Raw genomic sequence first — 17,377 nt, 5'->3', positions numbered from 1 at the left:
ATCGAGGGTCGGCGAATAGATCCGAGCCTTGTAGTACCACATGCCCAGCTCGGGAATCCACGCCTGTCCGGTATAACCGAAGCGCCCATAGACGTTCCGGCCGAGCGCGGTGGTCGCCGGAACGCCAAATGGATCATAGCTGTTGATCGCGACCGCCGCCCCTGTGCTGTCGGTGACCCCGATGATGCTGCCCTGGCGGTCGCCATGCAGCCAGAGCGGGCTCGAGAGCCCGCTGCCTTCGTGCCAGACCACAGGATCATCGACGCTCTGGCCATGCGTATAGCGACGCAGCAATGTACCGCTCGCGTCATATTCGGCGACAAGTTGATCGCCATCGTAGAGGAACCGCGTCGTCGCGTCGCTGCCAACTGTCTCGTACATGCGCCAGATCGCAAGGCCGAGCGTCCTCACGCGCATCTCGGTGATTTTACCGGCATCCTCCAGGTCGACGGCTATGGCGGCTACGCCGCGCTCGCCCGACGCCGCCAGCAGATCCGGCTCGCATTCTGCTGGTCCCACGTGCGCCGCAAATTCTATGAGCTGGCCGAGACGTCGCCGGTTGCCTCAGAGGTGCTGCGCCGCATCGCCTTGCTCTACGCCATCGAGGACGACGTGCGCGGTTCACCCGCCCAGCAGCGCCGCGCCGTGCGGGCCGAGTGCAGCCGCGCCATCATCGACGAGCTTCATCAATATCTTGTCGCCCGCGGCCGCCAGATCAGCGCCAAGAGCAAGCTTGGCGAAGCAATCCGCTACGCCCTAATCCGTTGGGATGGCCTCGTGCGCTTCCTCGATGACGGACGCATCGATCTCGACTCCAATACCGTCGAACGATCGATCAGGCCGCTCGCCCTCAATCGCAAAAATGCTCTTTTCGCCGGTTCCGACGAAGGCGGCGACAACTGGGCCGTCATCGCCACGCTCATCGAATGCTGCAAGCTCAACGCTATAAATCCGCACACATGGCTCACCGAGACGCTCATCAGCCTCGCCAACGGCCATCCCGCCAACAGCGTCGGCCAACTCATGCCATGGTCTGCCGTGGCCTGAGAACACCGGTTACAATAGAATGATAGTAAGCATCCGAGGAAGACCGCGGGAGCTATGACTTTGTGGTGGAGCCAGCTTTTCGGCGTGGTTTGGGTTGCCACTTCATGGCGAGATCGGTGAGGCGTATCGCGATGTCTGCGATATCGATTTTGTCGGGGTCGAAATCAGTCGCCCCCCATTCGAGCATGTCTTCATGCTCGGGGTGTTCGGGATCAGCGAGTGCTTCGAGATAGGTGTCATATCCTGGGGGACCGCCGACATCTTCAGGCGGGCATTGGCCCGTCGCGGCGAGGAGTGACGGATAGGGAAATCCGGGCATGCCGGCTTCGATGCGCTCGACGGTGACGACATGGTCCCAATAGTCGCCGAAATCGTAGATGTAGTGGAAGGACTTGCCGCCGCAGTCTTCGAGCGCGGCGCGCAGGGTGGTCCTGCGTGCGTCGCTCGTGCTAGAAAGATAGTCGGGGTCGGGAATGCCGAATGCGGCATCGCCGGCGAAGCGGAACTCGTAGAGATGACTGTCGGTCCAGCCCATGGCGACCTGGATGGTGGTATGAAGCCGGTCGAGCCGGATCGAGAGCGGCACTTCGATGCGGCGCATGACCTTTGGTTCGACATCCTTGAGGATGATCTTGAGACGGGCGATGAGGGTCATGCGGCGGCCTGAAGTGCGGGCTGGCGTGTCCGCCACGCCCAGGGGAGAAGCTCGTGGAGCCGGTTTTGCGGGATGCCGGCGATGCGATCAAGGACGTCGGCGAGCCAGGCCTGCGGATCGATATCATTGAGCTTGGCGGTGACGATGAGCGAATAGAGATCGGCGGCGCGCTCGCCGCCACGATCGGACCCGGCGAACAGCCACGACTTGCGCCCGAGAGCGATACCGCGAAGGGCGCGTTCGGCGGCGTTGTTCGTCATGCAGATGCGTCCGTCACTGAGGAAGCGGGTAAAATCGGCCCAGCCGCTCATCATATAGGCGATGGCTTTGGCAACGGGATCGTGGCGCGACAGCTCGGCGCGAGTGCTGTGCATCCAGGCCTCGAGATCCTCGACGAGCGGGCGGACCAACGTCTGCCGGATGGTGAACCGCTCGTCGGCGGCGCGGCCGTTTATGTCGCGCTCGATGGCGAAGATCGCGTCGATCCGGTCGACGGCGTCGCGGGCGAGCGGCGAGATGATGAACGGCTCCTTGGTCCCCGACTTGCGCGCGAGGGTCGCGAGATCGACGAGCTTGAAGAAGGGTCGCCTGCGATGCGCCCAGCACAATGCGCGGGTGAGCGGTGCGTGGTCGGGCGCGGCGCGTAGCGCGGCATTGTAGCCGGAATAGGCATCGGCCTGTACGGTGCCGGAATAGCCTTCGAGATGGGCGAGCGGATGTCCGCTGCCCCGATCACGCGAATATCGAAAGAAGGCTGCCGGCGGCGCGGGACCGCCAAGGGGCGATCATCGCGGACATAGGTCAGATGCGGCCCGTGACCGTCTTCGTCCTGGCGAGCACCGGGACGGTCGTATCGTCGCTATGGAGCCGTTCGGCCGCTTTGACGTGCGCTTCGATCAGCAGGGTCAGCGGCTTCAGCGCGGCGACGCAGGCGCCGACCTGATCGGCGAGCGTCGAGAGGCTGAGATCGACGCCTTCGCGGGCATAGCGGCCCTGCTGGCGGTTAAGCTGCTGGTGCTGGCCGAACTTCTCGAACAGGAGCATGGCGAGGAAGCTCGGGCCGAACATGCCGCGCGGGGTGACATGGAAGGGCGCCGGCGGCTGTGTGATCTTCTCGCAGGCGCGGCAACTGATCTTCTCGCGCACCGTTTGCACGACCTTCCACTGACGCGGGATGACTTCGAGCGTCTCGGTGACATCCTCGCCGAGCTTGGAGAGCTTGTCCGATCCGCAGCAGGGGCAGCTTGTTGGCGCCGGAATGACGATGCGTTCGCGGGGGAGGTGGTCGGGGAAGCTACGCGGCGCGCGGCGCTTGCGTTCAAAGGCGCGGACGGGGGTGTCGCGCGCCGCGACTTCGCCGATAACCTCGTCTTCGCTCGCCGAGATCTGAGCCTCTTCGAAACCGAGCTCGAGCTGGTCAACGAGACGGCGGCTGCGTTCAGAGCGCTGTCCGAATAGCTCGATCTTCATCTTGGCGTTCTGGAGCTCGAGCAGCGCGTTGCGGGCTTCGAGGTCGCTGTTGATGGCCTTGATGCGGGCGGCTTCGGCCTCGGCATGAGCGAGGCGCGCGAGGGTCTCTTCCAGGCTCAAAACTGAAGCATATCCGCCGCTCTTCATGGGGTCGGCTCATATCATAAGCTCTCGGAATCATGAAGCTTTTTATCCCAAAAACATCCTTATCCGATCATGCTCGGACGCCATGTCGCCTGGGGGTTGCGCCAGTCGATCCCTTCGAGCAGGCAGGACATCGCCGATGCGAAAATCGACACCGCGCCATCCTTCGCCGACGGCCATATGAAGCGTCCGCGCTCGAGCCGCTTTGCGTAGAGCGACATACCGATGCCGTCGTGCCACAGGATCTTGCACAGCGATCCACTGCGGCCCCGGAAAATGAAAACGTCGCCCGCGAATATATCGCGCCCAAGCCCATGCTGAACCTGCCGGGCGAGGCCGTGCATGCCGCGCCGCATATCGGTGTGCCCCATGGCCATCCAGATCCGCGCGCCCGCTGGGACCGGGATCATGGATCGAGGGCCTCGACGATCTCCATCAGCCTGGGCAAGGCGATATCCGACCCCACCAAAAGGCGGCGACCGTTACGCATCGCCACTTCAAGCCGTCTGTCCGGCGCTGGCACGCCGATCACGACTGGCGCAAAACCCGAGCCCGCAACTTCTCCAAGCCGACTGCAAAACTGCTTGCGCCAACCGAACAGGTGGCTCGGTTAAATCCCATGACGCCGCGCCACGGCCGAGGCGGAAATCCCTTCGCCCAGACTCTCCTCAACAATCCGCAGCTTCTCATCCCGCGTCCAGCGCCGCCGACGCCCAGTGTTGACCACCTCCAGGCGCCTCACACCCATATGCTCGATATCAATATGGCTATCCATAGCCACAGTCACCTACGCCACGGCACCAACAGCGCAAGGCGGCCCTCCTCGGAGGAATACGAATGATATGCCGATGATTTAATCATCCGAAGACCTTGCCGTTTTATCTGCGAGTTTATTTAAGGCATAATTTTTAATTACAGATATAAGAAAATCAGGAGAGATCTCGATAACTAAAATATATTGTGGAGATTCTATATATTATATATCCTACGATTTAAAAATTCGATTAAACCAATACATCTCGTCGTCAAAAAACCAATCCTCGTTTTCTATATTTTTAAATTGAGAAAGCTGAGTCATCTCAATGCAATATCTAGAAAAAATTGCTATAATTTCTCTCAGGCTTTCACTAGAAATATTATCTGAAATCTTAATTAATATCTCGTCCGCCCTTCCTTTTACATCATTAACTTCATTTATAGACTCAATCCATTTAAAAAAGTTTTTTTCGTCAGCATACGAATAAAATTCAAGCTGCTTTATTATCAGTTCTCTCATCTTCTATTTCCTCCCGGGTATACGTTGGTATACCCTCCTCCGGGTTTTTGTACGTCCCAATGAGGCCCGCCATGGGCATTCGGTGCCCCTTCAGGTCCGGTCGGAACCCATACGTTCCCTTTGTCATCTACCCAACCGGGCCTTCCATTTGGAGCTTTTCCCCATCGTGGTCCGGTTTTTGGATCTCGAAATCCCTCAGCTGCCCCAGGTTTTCCAGGAGCCTTTGCACCCGTTGAGTCTGTCGCATCTGTCGGTGGCTTATTGTAACTTGCACAATTCTTACAACTATCGCCTGATAAGCTCAAAATCGCCAAGACCGGGCCCAGTAGTCTAGCTCCCACGACCTCCACAGTCGAAACAATTCGAGAGCCCGCAGTTGAGATGGGAAATGCAATTGTGCTGCCTGTGACTACAATTTCTTCCTCAGGCGACGGTGGCGGAGGACCGCAACCGCCCGGTGTGGTCCAGCAACCAATGCCTTCCTCCCCACTCGGGTCCGTAGAATTCACGGGGTCATTGCCGACGTATGCGTAGAGGTTGAGCTGATCGTCATATCCGATGGGATCGGTCTGTAGGAATCTATCGAGGGTCGGCGAATAGATCCGAGCCTTGTAGTACCACATGCCCAGCTCGGGAATCCACGCCTGTCCGGTATAACCGAAGCGCCCATAGACGTTCCGGCCGAGCGCGGTGGTCGCCGGAACGCCAAATGGATCATAGCTGTTGATCGCGACCGCCGCCCCTGTGCTGTCGGTGACCCCGATGATGCTGCCCTGGCGGTCGCCATGCAGCCAGAGCGGGCTCGAGAGCCCGCTGCCTTCGTGCCAGACCACAGGATCATCGACGCTCTGGCCATGCGTATAGCGACGCAGCAATGTACCGCCCGCGTCATATTCGGCGACAAGTTGATCGCCATCGTAGAGGAACCGCGTCGTCGCGTCGCTGCCAACTGTCTCGTACAATCGTCCCAGCGGGTCGTAACGCAGCGCTGCATTCGACGCGCCGCTAGCGCTTACCAGCCGGTTCTCGACATCGTAGACATAGGAGGTGCCGCCGTCCGATATCAGATTGCCATTCGCGTCATAGACGTAGCTGTTGATCCCAACGCCCGTATATTGATTGAGCCCGTTCGTTACATAGCGGTTGTCGATGTCTCTGGGTGACTTCCAGGCAAAGGCGTCATTGCTGCCCGTCTGCTGCATAAGCTGCGACGCCGGCGTATAGCTGAAGCTGAAAAACACATCCTGCGCATTGCCGCCAAGATCCAGCGACAAAGTCTTCAGACGCCCCGCGGGTTCATATCCGAACGTCGTTGCCGAGCCGAAGCGTCCGGTCTGGGTCGCGCGCATGGCGCGATTGTTATAAGTGTAGCTGACAACGCTAGTCGTCCACGCATCCTGGAAAATCGTAGCCAGTCGGTCGAGGCCATCATAGGCATATGTGGTCGTTGATACGTTCGGCTGCGTCAACTCGGTGCGATTGCCATTCTTGTCGTGACCATATTGGAGCGTCCGAGTCACACCATCGACCGTCAGTGACGACGACGACGCACGGCCAAAACCATCATAATTGGTGGCGACACCCTCACCCGAGCCACTGTCAAATCGGGCGTAGGTTTGAAGCCCCCTCAGATCGTACCCATAATAGACGTCGCGCGTATAGGTCGCATTCAATCCGGTGCGTTCGGGAATGATTTTGATCGTGTTTCGATTGAGGGCGTCATATTGATAGGTGATCGTCGAGCCGTCGCGCTTCCTCAGGCTCGTGCGGTTGCCGTTTGCATCATAGCCATATTCCTCATAATCGCTCGTCGAGGCCGTGCCGGTCGCAGTCGGCGACGGGAAGTTCCACCGTATTTTCCGGTCATGACCGTCATAGGCCATCTCGGCCCGATAGCCCCGCGCGTCGGTCAGGCTCGTCTGCTTGCCGTTCGCATTATAGGTGTAGGTCGCATAGTCCTGAGCCAGCGGCGTGCCATAGGCGCGCACCTCTTTCTTGAGCTGGCCATCGTCATAATATTCGTTGCGGGTGATCCGGTCGAGGCCGAAGCTTCCTTCCGCCCCCAACGTGCAGGCACTGACCGGAAGGCTGCTAAAGATAGCCGGGTTCATTCGCTGCGCGGTGCATTGGAGCCGGCCAGCCGCGTCGTAGCTGTATTGGACCAGCGACACGATCGCCTTGTCGCTCCCGCGCGTGATCTCCTTGTTCTTGCGGTCGAGCGCATCATAGCTCGTCTCCACCGACGACAGCAGCAGAAAGCCTGTCGTCGGGGACGCAATTCTTGTAGGCCAGTTCGCCGGCGCGACCGCGTTCGCCTGCCAGGCGGCAAGCTCGCCTGTCTCCACTTTTATCGGCCGGCCGAAATTGTCATAAGTCGTCCGTGTCGCGGCAAAGGCCAGCGGCCCCGCGCCATCCGGGTCGGGTGCGATCGTACCGGTCACTCGTCCCATCGCATCGTAGCGCGTCGCGCTCGTATAGGCTGATGGCGAGGACTGCGCCTGCGCCGCAACGCCCATGCCTAGCCCGAGGACTGCGGCAAGAAGCCGGAAGGTCCGCTTCAACGCCATTTCCCCGCTCACGGACATGCGCTCAGATTGGCGGCCGGTTTCGTCTCGCTGATCTTGCGGCCCCAGTCGTCATAGCCATAGCAAGTGCGCAGCGTCTCGCCGCCAGCCGTCACGGCAACACCGCGCGGCCAGAGATTGTTTGGCGTGCCATCGGCGCCATATTCATAGGTGGTGATCAGCTGGGGGGCGCCGCCGTCGCACGTTGGCGTGCTGCTTCCCGCGGCTGTCTGGCAGACTGTCTCGCTTGCGGACATCCAGATCGGTGCCTCGGACTGAACCAAGGCACCCGCCGGATTCTTCACATAGGCGTATTTCTGGACATAGCTGCGCACCGTGAGCGGACGGGCCGCGTCTGGCGAGGGGGCCGGCCCCATCCTTGTGAGCAAGCCGCCGTGCGCCGGATCATAGGCATAGTCGGTCTGATTGCCTTTGGCGTCCCGCGTCCAAAGCGGCTGCGCACATAGCTTCCGATTTTCGCAGAACACATTGTCCGGGAGATATCCGACTTCCGTCACGATATCGGCCAGCCCCGAGCCGGGCTTCGGCCGCAATATGCGCTTTGTGGTCAGCCCCAGCGCATTATAAGCGTAAAGCGCCTTATTTCCTTCGGGATAGTTGATCTCCACCGGGCGCTGCTCGGGACTATAGATGATGGTCGTAACTCGGCCCAGTTCGTCCTTCATCGCGCTCAGCTGCTGGTCGGTCGCGCCGTCCCACGTCGGGAATGGCTTGAAAACATAGGCACGCGCCTTGCCAAGCGGATCCGTTACAACAGTCAGGGCCGGATTATAGTTATAGGCATAGCTCGTCGTGCCGTCCGCGGTCTTGATGCTTCCCACGCGGCAGCATGGGCCGCCAAGCGTGATGTTGTGCGGGCTATGGCCAACCGTGACATCCTCGGTGCCCACGAACGGCGTCGTCCCATCGGTGAAGGGCGTTGTATAGGCAATGGCGCTGGTATTCGGGCGCTTGTAGCCTAGGATCGGCAACGGAAAGCGCAGGTCATAATCTGGGAATATCGGCGGCAGTTCCGTAGCAGGGGGCCGGCCGCGGCGATAGAAACCCGTTCGGCCCAATACGTCCTTATAGCTGTTGACCTGCTGGATCGCGGCAATGGCGTAGGTCGCTTCCGGCCACTTGCCGCTCGCCACAGCGCAGTTGTCCGACGCCGGATCGCAATAGTCGATCGCCCGGTTGATCAGCGTCACCTTGCTCAAGCTGTAGATTTTGCTCAGGCCGGTGACGACATCGTTGCTCGCATAGGTGAACTTGAGCATGTAACCCCTGCTGCTCACCACCGACTGCAATCGCGCGCCATAGGCATCTCGGTCCGGATGCTTGAACGATTTGTAGTAGAAGTTGTAAATCTCGCCCGAGGGCCGGATCAGCTTTGTGGCCAGCGCCGCCCGGCCGCCGCCAAAAACGCCTGGATATGATCCCACATGTCCGTCGATCAGCTGATGGAACAAAATCTCCGTTCCGTCGCGGTCGACGAAATGATAGCCGCTGCTCTTGTTGACATGGAAGTACTGCGCAGAGTTCTTCCATGACGGAGCATAGACATAATCGGTGGGCGTCTCACCCATATATCTGAATATCGCAGCCGTGTTTCCGGCTTGGATGCTCATCCAGTTGACCGCCGGCTCGCTTATCACCATCTGAAAATTGTGCCGCCAGAATTTGCTGCTCGCCATGCTCGAATAGGTCATGGCATTCTGGCCCTCGCCCATTGTGAGCTCGATTTGGGGAAGCTGCAAATCGCCATCCAGCAAATTAACCCCGTTGCGGTCGACCGTCGGCAATTCCACCGGCGGGATCGGAGGGTCCTCTTGCGCCCGTGCTGGCGCAGGCAAAGTCGCCGCCACGGACGCGAGCCATAGAGCCGCGGAACAGACTCTCGCCTTCGGTCCGGCTCGGCGACGGTCGCGGCCGTTCCTCAACGCTGCAGTTCGTCGCATAGCCTCCCCCTCGTGCCTGGCTTTTGTTCAATTGAATGATAATGATTGCGCGTCGCAAGCTCGGCGGGATCGCCGAACCTCCCGCGCCTTCATCAGCCCGTCGGCTTGTAGATCGTGACCAGATATTTATCGATGATGGCGCGCAACAGGACATCGGGCGGATAGGGCGTCGGTCCTGCATAAAGTCCGGGCGGTGCTCCCGGCGGAGCCGGCTCGACGCTGTACCGGTTCATCGTTCTCTTCGGCGTCCCCCCGGCACCCCATGGCATCATGAACACTTCGACCGTGCCATCCGGATAAAAGCGGCCATAGTACAGCGGCGGCGCAATTGGTGTCAGCTGGCGCGAGTCGACCGGGAATACGGGGTAAGTCGGCGTTGGTGTCGGAGTGGGTGTCGGCGTCGGAGTGGGTGCTGGAGTGGGCGTTGGAACAGGCGTTGGCGTAGGAACGGGCGTCGGAGTCGGTGTCGGTGTGGGCGTCGGCATCGGAGCACAACCAGCGAGCGCCCCCGACGCGTCCGCTTTATATTGGGTGCGGTTGCCCGCGGGATCGTAGCAGATCGAATGTGCCTGGTTAGCGTTCACCGACCCCGCATGCTTCACCGCGACGAGCCTTCCCAACGCATCATAGGCGTAGCTCTGCGTCTCGCTGGCTCCGGCAGGCATGGTCATGGCGATCAGCGCAAGCGTCGAGCATGTGGCCATGAGCCGTAATGGCTTGTTCATGCCCGGCTCTCCACCTCAAAAATCCGGCTCTCTGTAACGGACAGGGGGCCGGTGCATGCCGCGTTCGGCAGCTGCCCCGTGACGTCGAAGCTGATGGGCTTCACCGCGAACGCCGATCCCCTGTTGGCAGGATCAGCTACAAGAGCGGATATTATTCGAGCCATTCCCATACACACGCCCCCGGTCATCCAGGCCGGGCTATGGAGGCGAATTGTCCCGGTCAACAATCTGCCCGTTAGTTCCGGCCGCCGGAATGAAGGGGTGCGCCGCTGAAAAGGCGGTAATCCTCTGTGCGAGCAGCTAACGGGTCGATTCAGGATGGATGAACGAAATCACCCCCGATGCGCCTCCCCTTGACTCGCCGAGCGTGGACTATGACCCATTCTTGGCGACCGAGGCGTTTCTCTCCTGGGGGGTAGTTTCTCGGGAAGGCCGGCGCTGGAGGTGGAGGACCGGCCCTCTTTCAATTTTCCGGTGGAGGGACGCGCTGCCAGAAGGCGGCGGCACCAGGGATGAGTCGGAGGTCCCCATCCCGACCGAAGATTTTTCTCCATTCCCATGCATGGATCTGATGCCGCTGCGTCTTTCTCCATGCCGCTATCGAGGCGCGCGTTGCAAAGGGGTGAATATTCATGAAATTCGTCAAGGGACTGATGGTGGGCGCCACGCTCATGGCGGGCGTTTCGGGGCAGGCGCTGGCGCAAGGCGCGACCGAACAGCCCGACGCTCGCTATACCAACGCCGACGGGTCGCGCACGAACGATCTCGAGGCTGCAGCGAAGACATGGCGCGACCTTCCCGAGTTCCAGGCCGACCACGCGAAGCAGCAGATCGGCGCCGAATATGCCTATGCGCGCGGCATCACGGGAAAAGGTATGAAAGTGGGGGTCGTCGACGAGGGCGTGGAACCTGCGCACCCGACACTGGCCACCCCCGGCAAGGTTATCTATGTCGACGTAACCGATGCGGTTCTGGCTGGCACCCAGCCGCGGCCGGGCGAGCTCTTTTTCGATGGGACGCCGATCTACCGCATTGGCGGCACCGCCGACCACGGTACCCATGTGTCGGGCACGATCGGTGCACCGCGCGATGACGCGGGAATGATGGGCGTGGCGCATAACGCGCAAATTATCGCAGGGACGCTTCGGCTCGGAACCGATGTTTTGTTCCTGGAGCGCATTCTCGGGTCGAAGCCTGTCGCCGACGAGGACGGCCCCACCATCGGGAAGGTCATCGAGAGTGGCGCGCGCGTCATCAACAACAGCTGGGGCGGAAAATTGACCGAAGTCGCCAAAAAGGGCGATAAACAAACGATCCAGACCTACTATGATACCATTACCTTGGTTCCCGGCGACGCCGATCTTGGCCGAGTGAGAGCCGCGCTCGATAAGAACAGGGAAACGCTTTCCGCGCTTGGCCTGCCCGCAGCCAAGGCCGGCGTCGTGATGGTGTTCGCGGCGGGAAATGACAGCGGCGCGCACGCATCTCCGCAGGCATCGGCGCCACTGCTCCTGCCCGAGCTTGAATCGCATTGGCTCAGCGTGGTCAATCTCGACACGAACGGAACCGAGCTCAATCAGAGTTCGAACGTGTGCGGCCAGACCAGGGCCTGGTGTATCGCAGCCCCCGGCACCAACATTGAATCCGCGGCGATGGTGCGCGACATGACGCCTGCGGCAGCCGAAGCGGCAGCCGCGCTGACGCCTTTCGAGTCACGCGATACCTATCGGGCCGCGGTCGACGCTTTGCGCGCATCGCTCGCGCCTCCGAAGCTCGCTTACGCCCTCGCAAATCTGGTTCCGGCTTATGAGGCGCAGCTGGATGCCCTCCGGAAGAATAATCCAGACCCCGAAGCCTTGGGCAAACAATGGGCTGCGCAACTTTTCGATATCGCGATGAAGTACCAGAACGCGCCGAATGTCCTCGAGGCCAAGGCAGAAGGCGTCGACGACATGGAAATCTTCATGGCGGTCAAGGGCCGCTTCGCCAATCTGTTCATGGACGACGGCCTCAGTTTCAGCCTCCTCAATGAATATGCGCTGGCGGGCGTCACCGATCTGGCCGGAAAATATGATTGGGAAGCCAGCCCGCTCTACCATATGGATCTCGAATATATGCGCCTTGCGACCGAGGCGACCGAGCTCCAGCTGACGGAAGGTCTGAAGAGCGGAACTTCGATGGCGGCGCCGCATGTTTCGGGCGCGCTGGCGCTGGTCATGGAACGCTTCCCCTATATGTCGGAGGATCTGGCGCGCGATACCGTCCTCACCACCGCGACCGATATCGGTGCCGCGGGCGTGGACGGGTTCTTCGGCTGGGGACGCCTGGACATCGGCAAGGCTATGGCGGGGCCGGCCGCCTTTCTGCGCGACAATGATGTGACGCTCGGCGCCGGCGTCAGCGATGCATGGGACAATGACATCGCCGACGGATCGGAATATCTTGGCGATGGCTATGGCGGCGGACTGACGCTGCGCGGCGAAGGTACGCTGACGCTCGGCGGCAACAACAGCTATCTTGGCGATACCAATGTCATCGGGGGCACGCTGCTGGTGAACGGCACGCAGCACAATTCGGATGCGTTCGTCTTCGACGGCGCGACAATCGGCGGGAACGGCACGCTGAAATCGCTCGTCGTCGACAGCGGCGGCACCGTGTCGCCGGGCAATTCGATCGACACGCTGAAGGTCGCCGGCGACCTCCTGTTCAAGCCGGGCTCGGTCTATCTCGTCGAAAGCGCGGTCAACGCGGCGGCGATCGACCGGATCGACGTCGGCGGCACCGCGACGATCGAGGGCGGGACGGTCAAGCTGCAGGCCGACACGGGCGACTGGAATCTCCGCTCGCGCGCCGACATATTGACTGCGGGCGGCGGCGTGACGGGCGCTTTCGATACGATCGAGAGCAATCTCGCCTTCCTCGACACGCTGCTGAGCTATGGCCCGAATTCCGTCACCCTGACCCTCGAGCGCAACGATGTGACCTTCGCCTCGGTCGGCCGCACGCCGAACCAGCGCGCCGCGGGCAGCGGGCTCGACGGGCTCGCGCCTGAAGGCCTGCTCTACGACGCGCTCGTCGATGGCAGCGCCGGCGCGGTGACGGCGTCGCTCGACGGCTTCTCCGGCGAGACGCACGCGAGCCTTGCGGCGGTGGCGGTGACCGACACCGGCTATATCCGTGATGCGATGCTGCGGCGGATGCCGCATTCGCTGACGGCGGTGGGTGCCGGCGAGGCGGAGAACCGGACGAGCACAGGGGTGGTTGCCTGGGGCCAGGCGCTGGCGGGGTTCAGCGAGCGCGACGGCTCGCCGGGGATCGCGGCGGTGAAGACCGACAGCAAGGGGTTCATCACGGGGATCGACAAGAGCTGGGACGACCGGTTCAACCTCGGGGTGGCGTTCGGCTATGTCGACAGCGATGTGAACGTCCGGCGCCCGGGGTCGAACAACAATGATGTCGAGTCCTGGCATGTCGGCGGCTATGTCGGCGCCGAGTTCGGTCCGGCGCGGGTGCGCGCGGGGGGTTCATGGGGATCGTACACGACGCGGATGAGCCGGACCGCGAGCGTGAACGCGTTCAGCGACAGCCTGAGCGACCGTTACGAGGGTCGCGCCTGGCAGGCGTTCGGCGAGTTCGGGCTCGGGTTCGAGGCGGGTCCGCTGTCGTTCGAGCCCTTCGCCAATCTCACCCATGTCGACTATCGCGGCAAGCGGATCGACGAGCAGGGCGGGCCGGCGCGGCTCGAGGGACGCGCGACGCAGAAGGTCACGACGACGACGCTCGGCCTGCGCAGCGCGGCGAAGCTTCTCGAAAGCGCCGAAGGGCGGAGCGGCTTCGCCCGCGTCAACGTCGGCTGGCGGCACGATATCGACAATGGCGGCGCGCGTGCGGACCTCGCCTTCGCCGGATCGTCCACCGCTTTCATCGTCGCGGGCGCCGAACCCGGCAAGGACGTCGCCCTCGTCGACCTCGCGCTCGACCTGCCGATGTCCAAAAACCTCGACATCGGGGTCACCTATGGCGGCCAGTTCGCCGAACTCTACACCGCCCATGCCGTCAAGGCGACGCTCCAGCTTCGCTTCTGACCCACGGCCCCCCGCGTTCTTCGCTCCCTCCCTTTCCCGCGAAGGACGCACACACTATGGCCGGCGCCCGACGGCGCCGGCCATTTTTTCGCTCATGTCCCACCGGGACCGGCGGTTCTCGGCGAACGGTGCGGCCGCCAATCGCCGAGCGCGCCACGGTTGCGCGGCGCCGGCGGCCTGCGGACCGGCTGACCGATCTGGTCCATTTCCGTCGCTCGGGAGCCTGTCATGCTCGATTATCCCCTTGTCCACACGCACGCAGATATCGCGCGCGTGACGGATATTCTTCTCGCGGAAGCCGGCCTCGACCGCGCCGACCAAGGCGGGACGCTGACTTTTTCCGGTCTGGACCCCGTCGCCCCGACGCCGGTCAAGGCCGGCGCCGCTTCCGCCGCGGTCATCGCGGCCAATGCGGTGGCGACCGCGATCTTGTGGCGCGCGCGGCGCGGCGAAGGCCAGGACATCCATGTCGACCTCGCAAAATCGCATGTCGTACACAATCCGTGGCAGGACGGGGCCACGCGCTACACGACGATGAACGGCCTGCAGCAGTTGCCGGCAGGTCCTTCCGGGGGCCTTGAGCCCCTGCTCCTTCCGACCCGCGACGACCGCCGGGTCATTCTCGCCGCCTTCGACGACTTGCATGCGGTGCGGGCCTGCAAATTGCTCAATTGCCCCATTCTGCCGGAACAGCTCGGCAGCGCCATCCGAACGTGGGAGTCCGCCGAACTTGAAAAGGCGGCGCAAGAAGCCGGTGTGCCGCTGACGATCTGCCGGACCAGCGCCGAATATCGCGCGAGCGAACAATATGCGATCCACAGGGCGACGCCGCTGATCGCGATCGAGCGGATCGCGGAAGGCCCCGCCCTGCCGCTGCCCGAGGGCCCGCGTCCCCTGTCAGGGCTGCGTGTCCTCGGCATGACCCACAGCATCGCCGGCCCGACGGTGTTGCGGCAGCTTTCGGCGCAGGGCGCCGATTGCCTCAATCTCAACAGGGCCGGCTGGGCCGAACGGTCGGCGGTCTATTGGCAATCGCATGCCGGTATCCGCCAGACATTTCTCGATGCGCGCATCGAGGCGAACCAACCGATCTACGAACTCGCGCGCGGCGCCGACGTCTTCGTACAGAATCTGCGGCCGCACCGCGCGGACCGGGAAGGCTTCTCGGCGGATACGCTCGCGCGGCATCGTCCGGGGATCATCCATGTCGAGCTCCGGTTGAATGCACCGGCGGGCCCGTGGGCCGACTGGATGGGCTTCGACTTCAATGCCGCCGGGCTCGCCGGACTGCTGTGCGACATAGGATCGGCCGACGAGCCGCGGCTGCCGTCGGGCACCCAGGTCGTTTGCGCGTTTCTTACCGCCTATCTCGCCGCGATCGGCGTCCAGGCGGCGCTGCTCCGGCGCGCCCGCGAAGGCGGCAGCTACCGCGTCTCGGTGAATCTTGCCCAGACCGTCATGCTCGAACAGGCGCTTGGCTTCGTCAGTGCGGAGGCACTCGATCAGCACGCCGCCCGCCGGGCACGTCCGCCGGTCGTCCCCTGCGTGCAGAGAGGGCGGACGGCGTTCGGCGAGTTCACGCGTCTCGGCTCGCAGGTCGAGATGTCGCGGACCCCCGAATTCTGGGCCGACCCGATCATCAGCCCGATCGGATCGGGCTCGCCCATATGGCTCGACCCGGCGTGACTGCCCCTCCCCTTCGGCCATCCGGTCTTAAGCTGACTGCGGCACCGAAGGAGCACAGCGGTCGACAAGACAGGGGTGCGAGCCTGCCAAATGGCCATGGTGCCGAAATAGGCTGGACGGCGCCGCTGGCGGCGCCCCGAGCGCCTCAGCCCCCGATGCGCCTTCCCTGCCCCGAACCGCTTAACGGCAATCGACGGCGAACCGCCGGCCGCCTACGGTTGGCGCAGTTCGATGCTGTCGTCGGTACGGCGCGCGACCCGCGCGCGGCCGGTCGCGACCAGCGTCTCGACGAAGCGGTCCTGATCGCCTGCCCGGAACAGGCCCGAAACGGGTATCGCCGCAAGCCCGGGATCGGCCAATATGATGCGCTGCGGCGCGTAGCGATTGAGTTCGCCCACGACGTCGGAAAGCGGCGCCCGATCAAAATCGAGCATCCCCGACACCCAGCTCGTCGCGCGCGCCGCATCGACCGCGGCTACCGAAAATCCGGCCGATGTAGCGCGGAGCTGTGATCCCGGGACGAGAGTCCGGGTTTCGCCGTCCTTCGCATTCACCACCCGCACGCTTCCCTCGACGAGTGTCACGATCACGGCGGCGTCGGCTTTCGCGACCGAAAATGCGGTTCCGAGCGCCGTGACGTTGATATCCCCGACATAGACGGTGAACGGACGCTCGGCGTCCTTCGCGACCTTGAAAAAAGCCTCGCCTTGATCCAGCCGGACGCGCCGCACGGCTGGCGAGAGCGCGGTGCGCACCGCGCTGTTGCTGCTCAGGGTGACGACCGAACCGTCATCGAGCCGGACGGGCGCAATCTCGCCCACCCGCGTTCGCGCCGGCACCCTGCCCGCCCAGTCGGCCTCGGCGAGCTGCGTGCGCGAAGAAGCACCCGGATCCAGAAGCCCGCCGCCGCCGATCCACAGCGCCGACGTCAGGGCAAGAACAAGGCTGGCAGCCAGCGCAAAAGGGCGCCAGCTGGCTGTGCGTCGCGGCGGAGGCGCGAGGGCCGCGCTGCGCATCGCGGCGATGGCCGGATGCCCGGCTGCCGCGGCGCTGCCTTCCCATATGGCCGAGACGCGCGACCACGCCGCATCATGGACGGTATCGCTGGCCCGCCAGGCTTCGGTCGCCTGCCGATCGGCTTCGCTCGCTTGCCCCGAGCGCAAAAAGGAGAAACGCTCGATCGCTTCCTGGTCGGCGGGACCGAGAATGCGCGGGATCCGGTTATCGTTCAACGTCATGGCAATCCTTCCTCTGCCAGACGACGCAAGGCTCTGACCATATGCTTTCCGACCGCGCTCAGCGATATGCCGATGTGGTCCGCGATGTCGGCATAGCTCATCTCCTCGAATCTGTGCAGTATGAAGATGTTACGAGTCCGGTCGGGCATGGCTTCCAATGTCGTCACGAACAGATCGACCTGCTCGCGGCCGCTGAGCACCCGCTCGGGTGTCAGCAGTTCGACGGGGTGATGCATTTCATCGAGTTCGTAATGACTGTCGCGCCGCCGCGTGACATTGCGGCGGGCGCGGTCGGCGAGCACGCTGCGCGCCGTCTGATAGGCATAAGCCGTCGGATTGTGGATATCCTCGCTCGCCTCGCGCTGGTGGAGCCGGAGCATGACCTCCTGGAGCAAATCCTCAACGTCATCACGCGGAGCGTGCTGCGCAAGATAGGGACGCAGCAACGCCATATACTGGACAATGTCCAGTCCCCCTTGCGCGGACGGACCTGTAGCCGGTGGAGACATGCACTCTCAATGGTCGA

The 17,377-nt window shown here is 62.6% G+C and carries 10 protein-coding genes and 4 pseudogenes; 3 read left to right on the top strand and 11 right to left on the bottom strand.

Going from position 1 to position 17,377, the window contains the following annotated elements:
* Nucleotides 1–381 (bottom strand): annotated as a pseudogene (locus ACIPPQ_RS21330) (RHS repeat-associated core domain-containing protein); the annotation flags it as partial.
* On the opposite strand from ACIPPQ_RS21330, the pseudogene tnpC (ACIPPQ_RS21325) reads away from it, so the two are divergent.
* Nucleotides 376–1,047, top strand: a pseudogene (tnpC, locus tag ACIPPQ_RS21325) (IS66 family transposase); the annotation flags it as partial. The pseudogenes ACIPPQ_RS21330 and tnpC (ACIPPQ_RS21325) overlap by 6 nt on opposite strands.
* Before the next feature lie 52 nt (nucleotides 1,048–1,099).
* On the opposite strand, the gene ACIPPQ_RS21320 reads toward tnpC (ACIPPQ_RS21325), so the two are convergent.
* The 8 genes and pseudogenes from ACIPPQ_RS21320 to ACIPPQ_RS21285 form a co-directional block, all read right to left on the bottom strand.
* On the bottom strand, nucleotides 1,100–1,702 hold the full coding sequence (locus tag ACIPPQ_RS21320; protein ID WP_446546050.1) for a plasmid pRiA4b ORF-3 family protein: 603 nt from the start codon (nucleotides 1,700–1,702) through the stop codon (nucleotides 1,100–1,102).
* A pseudogene (gene tnpC / locus ACIPPQ_RS21315) lies at nucleotides 1,699–3,319 on the bottom strand (IS66 family transposase). Before tnpC (ACIPPQ_RS21315) ends, ACIPPQ_RS21320 begins: the two are co-directional and overlap by 4 nt.
* 59 nt (nucleotides 3,320–3,378) lie before the next feature.
* Nucleotides 3,379–3,726: an IS66 family insertion sequence element accessory protein TnpB gene (gene tnpB, locus ACIPPQ_RS21310; RefSeq protein WP_446546049.1), complete on the bottom strand. Its 348-nt coding sequence runs from the start codon at nucleotides 3,724–3,726 to the stop codon at nucleotides 3,379–3,381.
* 203 nt (nucleotides 3,727–3,929) lie between these two features.
* Nucleotides 3,930–4,064, bottom strand: a pseudogene (locus ACIPPQ_RS21305) (transposase); the annotation flags it as partial.
* Between the two features lie 237 nt (nucleotides 4,065–4,301).
* Complete coding sequence (locus tag ACIPPQ_RS21300; RefSeq protein WP_446546048.1) at nucleotides 4,302–4,592, bottom strand: hypothetical protein; 291 nt, start codon at nucleotides 4,590–4,592, stop codon at nucleotides 4,302–4,304.
* Nucleotides 4,589–7,159 carry an RHS repeat-associated core domain-containing protein gene (locus tag ACIPPQ_RS21295; protein WP_446546047.1) on the bottom strand — a complete coding sequence of 857 codons (2,571 nt, stop codon included), beginning with the start codon at nucleotides 7,157–7,159 and terminating at the stop codon, nucleotides 4,589–4,591. Before ACIPPQ_RS21295 ends, ACIPPQ_RS21300 begins: the two co-directional genes overlap by 4 nt.
* An 8-nt stretch (nucleotides 7,160–7,167) precedes the next feature.
* Nucleotides 7,168–8,967, bottom strand: coding sequence for a hypothetical protein (locus tag ACIPPQ_RS21290; RefSeq protein WP_446546046.1), 1,800 nt, complete (start codon nucleotides 8,965–8,967; stop codon nucleotides 7,168–7,170).
* A 242-nt stretch (nucleotides 8,968–9,209) separates the two neighbouring features.
* Nucleotides 9,210–9,842, bottom strand: coding sequence for a hypothetical protein (locus ACIPPQ_RS21285; RefSeq protein ID WP_446546045.1), 633 nt, complete (start codon nucleotides 9,840–9,842; stop codon nucleotides 9,210–9,212).
* A 632-nt stretch (nucleotides 9,843–10,474) separates the two neighbouring features.
* Here ACIPPQ_RS21285 and ACIPPQ_RS21280 point away from each other — a divergent pair.
* Entirely contained in the window at nucleotides 10,475–13,927 is a 3,453-nt protein-coding gene (locus ACIPPQ_RS21280; protein WP_446546044.1) for an autotransporter domain-containing protein, read from the top strand.
* Nucleotides 13,928–14,155: 228 nt separating this feature from the next.
* Nucleotides 14,156–15,613, top strand: a complete 1,458-nt coding sequence (locus ACIPPQ_RS21275) for a CoA transferase (RefSeq protein ID WP_446546043.1) — start codon at nucleotides 14,156–14,158, stop codon at nucleotides 15,611–15,613.
* A gap of 212 nt (nucleotides 15,614–15,825) precedes the next feature.
* Here ACIPPQ_RS21275 and ACIPPQ_RS21270 read toward each other — a convergent pair whose 3' ends face one another.
* The gene (locus ACIPPQ_RS21270) at nucleotides 15,826–16,851 is read right to left on the bottom strand and encodes a FecR family protein (protein WP_446546042.1); all 1,026 of its coding nucleotides are present in this window, start codon (nucleotides 16,849–16,851) and stop codon (nucleotides 15,826–15,828) included.
* Complete coding sequence (locus ACIPPQ_RS21265; protein WP_446546041.1) at nucleotides 16,848–17,303, bottom strand: RNA polymerase sigma factor; 456 nt, start codon at nucleotides 17,301–17,303, stop codon at nucleotides 16,848–16,850. The genes ACIPPQ_RS21270 and ACIPPQ_RS21265 overlap by 4 nt, the downstream gene beginning before the upstream one ends.
* Between the last annotated feature and the right edge of the window lie 74 nt (nucleotides 17,304–17,377).

Source organism: Sphingopyxis sp. LARHCG72, from assembly GCF_052871675.1.
The sequence above is the reverse complement of the archived record's forward strand: the minus strand, read 5'-3'. Positions and strand labels throughout refer to the sequence as shown.

Coding starts and splice junctions, on each gene's coding strand:
- ACIPPQ_RS21320 (WP_446546050.1), bottom strand. CDS start 1,702: ATGACCCTCATCGCCCGTCTCAAGATCATCCTCAAGGATGTCGAACCA.
- tnpB (WP_446546049.1), bottom strand. CDS start 3,726: ATGATCCCGGTCCCAGCGGGCGCGCGGATCTGGATGGCCATGGGGCAC.
- ACIPPQ_RS21300 (WP_446546048.1), bottom strand. CDS start 4,592: ATGAGAGAACTGATAATAAAGCAGCTTGAATTTTATTCGTATGCTGAC.
- ACIPPQ_RS21295 (WP_446546047.1), bottom strand. CDS start 7,159: ATGGCGTTGAAGCGGACCTTCCGGCTTCTTGCCGCAGTCCTCGGGCTA.
- ACIPPQ_RS21285 (WP_446546045.1), bottom strand. CDS start 9,842: ATGAACAAGCCATTACGGCTCATGGCCACATGCTCGACGCTTGCGCTG.
- ACIPPQ_RS21280 (WP_446546044.1), top strand. CDS start 10,475: ATGAAATTCGTCAAGGGACTGATGGTGGGCGCCACGCTCATGGCGGGC.
- ACIPPQ_RS21275 (WP_446546043.1), top strand. CDS start 14,156: ATGCTCGATTATCCCCTTGTCCACACGCACGCAGATATCGCGCGCGTG.
- ACIPPQ_RS21270 (WP_446546042.1), bottom strand. CDS start 16,851: ATGACGTTGAACGATAACCGGATCCCGCGCATTCTCGGTCCCGCCGAC.
- ACIPPQ_RS21265 (WP_446546041.1), bottom strand. CDS start 17,303: ATGGCGTTGCTGCGTCCCTATCTTGCGCAGCACGCTCCGCGTGATGAC.